Origin of the sequence: Streptomyces sp. NPDC029216 (assembly GCF_040648015.1) — a bacterium.
GTDB lineage: Bacteria > Actinomycetota > Actinomycetes > Streptomycetales > Streptomycetaceae > Streptomyces.
In genome coordinates this window covers 1-9,206 of the sequence record NZ_JBEZWL010000212.1, presented here as the reverse complement: position 1 = coordinate 9,206, position 9,206 = coordinate 1, and the positions used below count along the sequence as shown (strand labels likewise).

7 protein-coding genes are annotated in these 9,206 nt (G+C 74.3%); 5 read left to right on the top strand and 2 right to left on the bottom strand.

Going from position 1 to position 9,206, the window contains the following annotated elements; translation table 11 throughout:
• Nucleotides 1-764 precede the first annotated feature (764 nt).
• Nucleotides 765-1,712 carry an ADP-ribosylglycohydrolase family protein gene (locus AB0F18_RS36810; RefSeq protein WP_362069144.1) on the top strand — a complete coding sequence of 316 codons (948 nt, stop codon included), beginning with the start codon at nucleotides 765-767 and terminating at the stop codon, nucleotides 1,710-1,712.
• 217 nt (nucleotides 1,713-1,929) lie between these two features.
• Nucleotides 1,930-2,619 (top strand): alpha/beta hydrolase, encoded by a 690-nt coding sequence (locus tag AB0F18_RS36805; RefSeq protein ID WP_362069141.1) that lies wholly within the window; start codon nucleotides 1,930-1,932, stop codon nucleotides 2,617-2,619.
• Between the two features lie 63 nt (nucleotides 2,620-2,682).
• Here AB0F18_RS36805 and katG read toward each other — a convergent pair whose 3' ends face one another.
• Nucleotides 2,683-4,872 (bottom strand): catalase/peroxidase HPI, encoded by a 2,190-nt coding sequence (gene katG / locus AB0F18_RS36800; protein WP_362069138.1) that lies wholly within the window; start codon nucleotides 4,870-4,872, stop codon nucleotides 2,683-2,685.
• A gap of 337 nt (nucleotides 4,873-5,209) precedes the next feature.
• Here katG and AB0F18_RS36795 point away from each other — a divergent pair, with 337 nt between their 5' ends.
• Both AB0F18_RS36795 and AB0F18_RS36790 read left to right on the top strand, forming a co-directional pair.
• Entirely contained in the window at nucleotides 5,210-5,749 is a 540-nt protein-coding gene (locus AB0F18_RS36795) for an EF-hand domain-containing protein (protein ID WP_362069135.1), read from the top strand.
• A gap of 126 nt (nucleotides 5,750-5,875) precedes the next feature.
• Nucleotides 5,876-6,250: a VOC family protein gene (locus AB0F18_RS36790; RefSeq protein ID WP_362069132.1), complete on the top strand. Its 375-nt coding sequence runs from the start codon at nucleotides 5,876-5,878 to the stop codon at nucleotides 6,248-6,250.
• Between the two features lie 57 nt (nucleotides 6,251-6,307).
• Here the strand turns inward: AB0F18_RS36790 and AB0F18_RS36785 are convergent, their stop codons facing one another.
• Nucleotides 6,308-7,114: a 4'-phosphopantetheinyl transferase superfamily protein gene (locus tag AB0F18_RS36785; RefSeq protein ID WP_362069129.1), complete on the bottom strand. Its 807-nt coding sequence runs from the start codon at nucleotides 7,112-7,114 to the stop codon at nucleotides 6,308-6,310.
• Nucleotides 7,115-7,478: 364 nt separating this feature from the next.
• Here AB0F18_RS36785 and AB0F18_RS36780 point away from each other — a divergent pair.
• A partial coding sequence (locus AB0F18_RS36780) for an AAA family ATPase (RefSeq protein ID WP_362069126.1) occupies nucleotides 7,479-9,206 on the top strand: 1,728 nt, incomplete at its 3' end.

Genomic DNA, 9,206 nt, shown 5'->3' with positions numbered 1-9,206 from the left:
GGCGCCGCGGGCAGCAGCGCGGCCGCGGCCAGCGCGGCGAGGGTGCTCACGGTCGCGGCGAACGCCTTGTGGGGGGTGGCTCTCACACGTAACTCCTTCTCGGCGGCCGGGATCCCGGCCTGCTCGGTGGCCGCCCGGCACCGGCTGGGTGAGCCGGCGGACGACCGCGGGGGGCGCCCCAACGGTGCGGGCGCCGTGGTGAGACGTGCCGTGCCCCCCGGTTCGGGGGACACGCGCTACGCAGCCTCGCAGCGTTGACCGGAACATGCCATCCAGTGCGGGTAAAGCGTTCCTCGCCGTCCAGCCGTGAGGCGGCCGGTTCGCGCTGTAGGCGGGGGGCGCCGTCGGTGTCGGCGTCAGCCGGGAAGGCCTGCGTGGCCACGGGCGTGTGACCGGGGCCCGCCGGGAGCCGCGAACGACCTCAGGCCGCGCGGTTTCCGGCACGCCCGCCGGCCATGGCCCGGGTCAGCCCCACATGCCGGTGTTCTCGCTCTTGGCGGCCGAGTCCCAGTCGCGCTGTACGCGCTGCCAGGACTCGGCAGCCTCGCCCTCGTAGCTTCCGGCGGCGTCGGCCATGCGGGTGTGCTCGGCCGAGCCGCGCGCATACCCCGGCTGGTCGGCGGCGCGGTCGCCCAGGGTGACGTGGTCTCGCCTCCGTCAGGGCCCCGTCGCCGTCGGTGTCCGAACCGGGTCCACCCCCACCCAAGGCATGTCCGTGCCGAAAATGAAGCGCAGGGGCCACGGCGCGCTGTGATACTGCCCCAGTGATCGACATACCTGCCGCCGCACTGGACTCCCTGCACGGGCTCGCCTTCGGCGACGCCTTCGGTGACCGCTGGTTCGGCATCCTGCGCCGGGAGGGCCCGGCGGCCCTGGAGGCGCGGACGTTGCCCGCCGAGGCGCCGTGGAGGTGGAGTGACGACACCGCTCAGGCGCTCGTTCTCGTGCGGGAACTCGCCGAGGGCGGCGGCACCGTCGACCAGGACCGCCTCGCGCTGCGCCTCGCCGAGGCCTACGCCGACGACACGCACCGCGGCTACGGAGCCTCCATGCACGACGTGCTCCGTCGGATCGGCGCGGGCGAGCCCTGGCGGGAGGTGGTCGCCGGACAGTTCGGCGGCCAGGGCTCCTGGGGAAACGGCGCGGCCATGCGCGCCGCTCCGCTCGGCGCCTGGCTCGCCGCCGACCTCGACGCCGTCGCCGAGCAGGCCGCCCGCCAGGCCGCCGTCTCGCACCACCACCCGGAGGCACTGGCCGGGTCGGTGGCGGTCGCCCTCGCCGCGGCACTGGCGACCCGCAGCCGTGGCGGGCACACCCCGGCCCGCCCGGACTTCCTCCGGGCCGTCGCCGAAGGGCTCCCCGACAGCGAGGTCCGCTCGGGCGTGCGCATCGCCGCCCGGATGCCGGAGCGGACCTCGGTCCGCCACGCCGCGGAGGTCCTGGGCTCGGGCTACCGGATGTCCGGGCCCGACACCGTCCCGTACGCCCTGTGGTGCGCGGCGGGGCACCTCGACGACCTCCACGAGGGGCTGTGGCTCACGGTCGCCGGGCGCGGCGACATCGACACCACCTGCGCCATCGTGGGCGGGGTGATCGCCGCCCGCACGGGCGTCGCCGCCCTCCCCTCCGCCTGGCACGCGGCCCGTGAACCGCTGCCGCCGGTGGTGCCGGAGCAGGCCGCCCACCGGGACGGAGACCGCCGGCCCCGGTGACCGCCGCGCGGACGCCTGCTCACCGCCGACGCGCCCGAGGACACCCGGACGGAGCCGGTGCGCCGGTGAGGTGGCCGGCGGTCTGCGGGTCGGTGACGATGGCCTGGGCGGCCCGTTCGGCCGGCCGGCAGGCTGCGTCGCGCAGCCGCGGACCGGCATACGGAGACCCCGGGCCCCCGGGCCGGTCGGTGACATCCGAAGGGACGGACGCCCCGCTGTGAGTACCTTCGTGTTGATCCACGGCGCCGGTGACGTCGGCTGGTACTGGCACCTGGTCGAAGCGGAGCTCCGGGTGCGCGGGCACGACGTGATGGCTCCGGACCTTCCGGGCGGCGACGACTCGTCGACCCTCGACGACTACGCCGACGCCGTGGTCCGGGCAGTCGGCGACCGCCGCGATCTCGTGGTCGTGGGCCAGTCGTTCGGCGCGTTCACCGCGCCCCTGGTCGCCGCCCGCCGGCCCGTCGCCTCACTGATCCTGGTCGCCGGGATGGTCCCCGCGCCGGGTGAACCGGCGGACCGGTGGTGGGCGGACACCGGCTACACCGGGGCCGTGCGGCGCCAGGCCCGCCGGGACGGCGGCCTGACCGGCAGTGACGACCCGTACGTGGCCTTCTACCACGATGTGCCCCGCGAGCTGGCCGAGGAGGCGCTGAGGAGGGGACGAGACCATCCTTCGCCGACGGCGTCGGCCCAGCCGTGGCCGCTCGGCGCCTGGCCGGACGTGCCGACCCGATACGTGCTGTGCACCGAGGACCGCTTCCTTCCCCCCGACTTCCAGCGCCGCCTCGCGCTGGAACGTCTCGGGGTGGTCCCGGAGGAGATCGCGGCGGGCCACTGCGCCGCGCTCAGCCGCCCCGTCGAGCTGGCCGGCATCATGGCCGGTGCGGGCGGCCTGCGGCGGTGAACGGGTACGGCCGTGGCCCCCGGCGTCCTCGGGACGCCGGGAGCCGGACACCGCACCGGCGGCTCAGGCGAGGTCGAACCGGTCGAGGTTCATCACCTTGTCCCACGCGGCGACGAAGTCACGCACGAACTTCCCCTCCGCGCCCTCGCACGCGTAGACCTCCGACAGGGCCCGCAGCTGGGAGTGGGCGCCGAAGACGAGGTCGACGGCGGTGGCCGTCCACTTGACCTGGTCCGTGTTCCGCTCCCGGCCTTCGAACTCGCCCGCGACCGTGGTGGACGCCTTCCATTCCGTGCCCATGTCGAGCAGGTTGACGAAGAAGTCGGGGGTCAGCGTCTCGGGCCGGTCGGTCAGGACGCCGTGCCGGGACCCCTTGAAGTTGGCGTTCAGGGCGCGCATACCGCCGATCAGGACGGTCATCTCCGGAGCCGTCAGCGTCAGCAGGCTGGCCCGGTCCAGCAGCAGGGTCTCCGGCGACAGCTTCTCCCCGGCCCGGAGGTAGTTGCGGAACCCGTCCGCCCTCGGTTCCAGCACCGCGAACGACTCGGGGTCGGTCTGCTCCTGCGCGGCGTCCGTACGCCCCGGTGCGAACGGGACGGTGACCTCGTGACCGGCGTTCTTCGCAGCCCGCTCGACGGCCGCGCACCCGCCCAGGACGATCAGGTCGGCGAGCGAGACCCGCGTACCGCCGGACTGCGACCGGTTGAAGTCCTGCTGGATCCGTTCGAGGGTCTCCAGCACCCCGGACACTTCCGGGGTGTCGTTCACCTCCCAGTCCCGCTGCGGCGCGAGCCGGATCCGCGCCCCGTTGGCCCCGCCGCGCATGTCGGTGCCGCGGAAGGTCGCCGCCGACGCCCATGCCGTGGCGACCAGCTGGGAGACGGACAGGCCCGACGCGAGGATCGTGTCCTTGAGCGCGGCGACGTCCCCGTCCGAGACCAGGTCGTGGTCGGCCCGGGGGACGGGGTCCTGCCACAGCTGGGGCTCGGGGACCCAGGGGCCGAGGTAGCGCGTGACGGGACCCATGTCGCGGTGCAGGAGCTTGTACCACGCCTTGGCGAACGCTTCCGCGAGCTCGTCCGGGTTCTCGTGGAAGCGGCGCGTGATCGGCGCGTAGACGGGGTCCAGCTTCAGCGAGAGGTCCGTCGTCAGCATCATGGGGGCGTGGCGCTTCGACGGGTCATGGGCGTCGGGAACGGTGCGCTGGGCCGCGGCGTCCTTCGGCGTCCACTGGTTCGCGCCGGCCGGGCTCGTCGTCAGTTCCCAGTCGTATCCGAGCAGGTTGTCCAGATAGCCGTTGTCCCACCTCGTCGGCTCGTTGGTCCACGCGCCCTCCAGCCCGCTGGTGAGGGTGTGCGGGCCCGCGCCGGTGCCGAAGGTGTTCCGCCATCCGAGGCCCTGCTGCTCCAGGGGGCAGGCCTCCGGTTCCGGACCGATGTACTCGGAGCCGACCGCGCCGTGGCACTTGCCGAACGTGTGGCCGCCGACGATGAGCGCCACCGTCTCCTCGTCGTTCATCGCCATCCGCGCGAACGTCTCGCGGACGTCCCGGGCGGCGGCGATCGGGTCCGGGTTCCCGTTCGGCCCCTCCGGGTTGACGTAGATCAGTCCCATCTGGACGGCGCCGAAGGGGCTGGCGAGTTCCCTGTCGCCGCTGTAGCGCTCGTCTCCGAGCCAGGTGTCCTCCGGACCCCAGAAGATCTCCTCGGGCTCCCAGACGTCCTCCCGTCCGAAGCCGAACCCGAACGTCTTGAACCCCATCGACTCCAGGGCGCAGTTCCCGGCGAAGACGAGCAGGTCGGCCCAGGAGATCTTCGAGCCGTACTTCCGCTTGACCGGCCACAGCAGCCGCCGCGCCTTGTCCAGGCTCGCGTTGTCCGGCCAGCTGTTCAGAGGGGCGAACCGCTGCGCACCGGCGCCGCCACCGCCGCGGCCGTCCGCGATCCGGTACGTGCCGGCGGCGTGCCAGCTCATCCGGATGAAGAGCGGTCCGTAGTGGCCGTAGTCGGCGGGCCACCAGTCCTGGGACGTGGTCATCACGTCGATGACGTCCCGTTTCAGGGCGTCGACGTCGAGGGTCCTGAACTCTTCCGCGTAGTCGAAGTCCTCGCCCATCGGATCGGCCAGGGGCGAATTCTGGTGGAGGACCTGGAGGTCCAGCTGATTCGGCCACCAGTCCCGGTTCGTCCTGGGCCGAGTCGGCGTGGGGGCCGGGGAGGGGATTACCGGGTTCTCGCTCTCGCTGCCGGACACGTACGTCCTTCTTCCTGTCGCGGTCTTTCCGTCTGCCGACTGCGGCCGCCCATGACGCGGGTCGCTCTTCGGCGTCAAGCGCTGCGACCGACACGCACGCCCCGGCGCCGGTGACCGAGCCGTCTCGGCGTCCGTAATGGTGGCCCACCACGGACCTCAGAGCCAGGACCCGCCACGCCGGACGGTCCTTGGGCGCGTCGGACGCGGGCGGTGACGGGCCGTCACCCGAAAGTGCCATTCACCCGGTCCGTTCCGTGCGGGGAGGCGACGGCGTGTGGTTTCCTGGGCCGCCTCGCACGGTGGCGAGAGTGCTACAGGGAGTGAAGGGGATGTCTTCGTGAGCGTTCTGGACGTCAAGCTGGACCGGTCGTTCGATGTCTTCGATGCCGACCGCGACGGGCGGCTCGAAAAGTCGGACGTCACGGGCCTCTCGGACAGGCTCGCCGAGTCGCTCGGCTGTGCCCCGGACGCCGTGGCCACGCTGCGGGAGTCGCTGGCGGACCTCTGGGACACCGTCTTCCAGAGGATGGACAAGAACGATGACGGAGCGGTCGACCGGCAGGAGTTCCGGGCGGCGTTCCGGGCGCGCATCGTCACGGACCAGAACCGGATCTGGGAACGCATCAGGAACATGAGCAACGCCTGGACCGAGCTCGGCGACCGGGACGGTGACGGCATGCTGAGCCGCGACGAGTACACCTCGCTGCTCCACGGCATGTTCCGCCTGCCCCGCGAGGTCTTCGACGAGGCGTTCAACGGGCTGGACGTCGACGGCGACGGCCAGCTGAGCCGCGTCGAGATCAGCTCCGCGATGAAGGAGTACTACACCAGCGAGGACTACTCGGCCCGCGGAAACCACTTCTTCGGCCGCCTCTGACTCCGCCGGCGGTCCGTTCGAAGAGGAGGACCCGGCCGCGGTCGCGCCCCGATGACGACGTGTGACGGCCGCGGCGCGGGGTACGACCCCCCGGTACGCAATTTGCCGAGGGACAGGGTGCCGGACGTGATTCGAAAGCTGCAGGCGGTCGCGCTGGACTGCGCCGATCCGGTACGGCTCGCGGAGTTCTACGCGGCCCTGCTCGGCGGCCGGACGGTCACGGACCCGGACGATCCCGACTGGATCGAGGTACACGGGTTCGAGGGAACCCCGCTGGCCTGCCAGCGCGTGGACGGCTACCAGCCGCCCGAATGGCCCAGCCGGCAGCGTCCGCAGCAGCTCCATCTGGACTTCGACGTCGACGACCTCGACGGCGAGGAGAAGCGGGCGCTCGCCCTCGGCGCGACCGTACTGGAGCGGACGGACCAGCTCCGCCCGGAGGCCAACTGGCGGGTCTACGCAGACCCGGCCGGCCACCCCTTCTGCCTCTGCCTCCACTGAACCCACTGTGCGCGGCGGTCCGCCGGGACCCTTGCCGGGCTGCGGCCCCGCGCCCGGTCAGCGGCCTGTCAGGGCCTCGGCGGCGTCGTCCAGGACGCCGAGGTAGTGCGGGCGGACCGTGACATCGGGGCCGGCGCCCGCTGCCCGCTCCAGGGCCACGGCCGCCGCGTGCTCGGGCCCCACCGGCACGTCCCGGACGGTCCACCCCGGCGGCCGGGCGGGCGCCCCGACACCGGGGTCGCCGAGGTAGTCCAGGTCCGGGCTGCGGCCCACCCCCGTGCCGAGCCCCTTGAGGTAGGCCTCCTTGCGGGCCCAGAGCCGGGCGAAGACGGCGGGCCGCAGGGCGGGCTGCGCCGCCTGGACGGCCCGCCGCTCGGCGGGGTGCAGGGCCTCGCCCACGGTGGCCGCCTTGTGCGGCGGCGGCAGCGCCTCCACGTCCACGCCGACCGGCCGCCCGGCCACACCGATCAGCACCAGGGTCCCCGTATGGGACAGGGAGAAGTGCGGCGCGCCGGCACCCTCCAGAGCGGGGCGCCCATGGGGTCCGCCGCAGCAGGGGCAGGACCGGCGCACGAAACTCAACTCCGCCGGGGCGACGCCCTGGTAGGCGCAGAGCACCCGGCGCAGCGCCAGGTGCGCGGCCACGTACCGGCTCCGGTCGCGCGGGTACACGAAGGCGGCGACCCGGGCCCGCTCCTGCGCGTCCAGCGGAGACCGGTCGAGGACCACGGAGCGCAGCCCGGAGTCCGGGACGTGGAACAGCCACAGGTCGAGCGAGTCCCCGGCCGGCATGGACCGCGCCCCCGGCCAGGGGGCGGGCGGCCAGCCCGGCGGCGGGCAGGACAGCTCCAGGTGGGACAGCACGCAACTCTCCGGTGGGTTCGGCGGCCGACTGACGCCCCGGCACGATAACGCAGCCGGGGAACGGGAATTGATGGCCGGATATCGGCTGCGTTGTTCCGCCGCGGCACCCGCCCCGGGCCCGTCACCCCACGGAAATAAGGGAATTCGGCTGTGCGAAACGGCTGAAATCCGGTGGGGTTTTCCGCCGCCGGGCGGCTCGCCGTGGCATGTGCCTCGGCCAAGGTCCGGTGCATTCTGGCTCAAATCGAGTGGATCGGTCGCAAGTGCCCAGGGCACACCCCTACGATCTTGGTCACGCAGGGACATTCCGGCGTCGCACCGCCGGATGACCGGAGGCGGTTCCACGAAGGAAGAGAGAAATACAGTGGTGTTCACCGCTGGAATGGCGCGGGGCCCGGTCCTGGCCCCGGACGCCCCCACCCCTGAACTCGAAACCCTGCTGCGCCACGCCGCACAGGCCCGGACGGGCACCGCGCGGGCCGTCCTCGTCAGGGGCCCCGCCGGAATCGGCAGGACCCGCCTGCTGACCCTCGCGCGGCAGCGGCTGGCGGCCGGGGGATGGGCCGTCCGGTACGCCGCCGGTACGCCTGAGGGCCCGGCCCCCATCCGTACGGTGGACACCCTGCTGCCACCCCCGCCCGGGGCGCCGGCCGGCCCCCCGCCCCCCGCCGCCGGACTCCCCGACCTCCACCACGACCGGCACCTGCTCCACCGCCGCGCCCTGGAGCTGCTCGCCGCCGGACCCCTGGCCCTCGTGATCGACGACGCGCAGTGGTGCGACGAAACATCCTTGCGCTGCGCCGACTTCATCGTGCGCCACGCCGCCGCCCGGCCCCTGCTCCTGGTCCTCGCACAGCGCACCGACGCCCCCGGCCCCGGAACCCCCGTACTCGCCGAGGTCCTCGCCCAGGGCCGCTGCACCCCGCTGGAACCCGCCCCGCTCACCGAACCCGGCATCGCGCACATGGTCACCCGGATCTCCGGCCGACCGGCGGAGCAGCGGTTCGTCCGGCGCTGCGCCGAACTCACCGGCGGCAACCCGCTGCTCGTGGACCGGCTGCTCACCGCCCTGCACACCCTCGGCATCCCGCCCGACGCGGACGCCGTGCACCAATTGGGCACCGTCCACCAGAGCGTGCTGGACTCACGGGTCCCCGAGCTGCTGGCCGCCGGCCCGCGCCGCACCCGCCAGGTGGCCACCGCCCTCGCGGTACTCGGCCGGGCCGCCGCCCCCGACCTGCTCGCCGCGCTCTGCGGGCTCGACCTCCGGGCCGTGGAATCCGCGCTGACCGCCCTGCGCCGGATCGGGGCCGTGGCGCCGGACTCCCCGCCGCACATGCGCCGGGGCGTCCGCGGCGCCCTCCTCGCCACGCTGCCCGCCCCCGAACTGCGGGACCTGCGGGTCCGGGCCGCCAGGGTCCTCAGCGACGCCGGACGGCCCGCCCCGGAGGTCGCCGAGCAACTCGCCCCCCTGGACCGGATCGACGAACCGTGGATGTTCGCCGTCCTGCGCGACGCCGCCGCCGAGGCCCCCACCCGGGCGACCGTCCGGGCCGCCGGCCGCTGGCTGCGCGGCGCGGCGGGCCGCGGCCTCACGGACGCCGAACGCGGCGGCCTGCACGTGGAACTGGCCCGCGCCGCCAGCCGTACCGTCGTCACCCCGGCCCACGCCCTCTGGCACCTGCGCCAGGCCCTGGCCCTGACCCCCGACCCGCGCGGACAGGCCCCCGTCGCCGTGCAGTACGCGATGATGGCGCTCGGCACCCGCCGGGCCCCCGAGGGCCTGCGGTTACTGGAGCGGGTGCTGGACGGCCTCACCGGCCCCGCGACCGGCCCCGCCGACCGGGACCTGCGCACCACCGTCGAATCCGCCCTGCTGGCCACCGCCGTCAACGACCGGACGGCGCTGCCCGCCGCCCGCGCCCGGGCCGCCGCCCTGCCCGTGCCGGCCGGGCACGGTCCGGCCGACCGGCGCCTGCTCGCGGCGCTCAGCGCCTTCGCCGCCGTGGACGGGGGTTCCGCCGCCCGGGCCGCCGCGGGCGCGCGGCCGGCCCTGCGCGCGGACGACGCGGGCACGGCTGGGTGGGGGGTG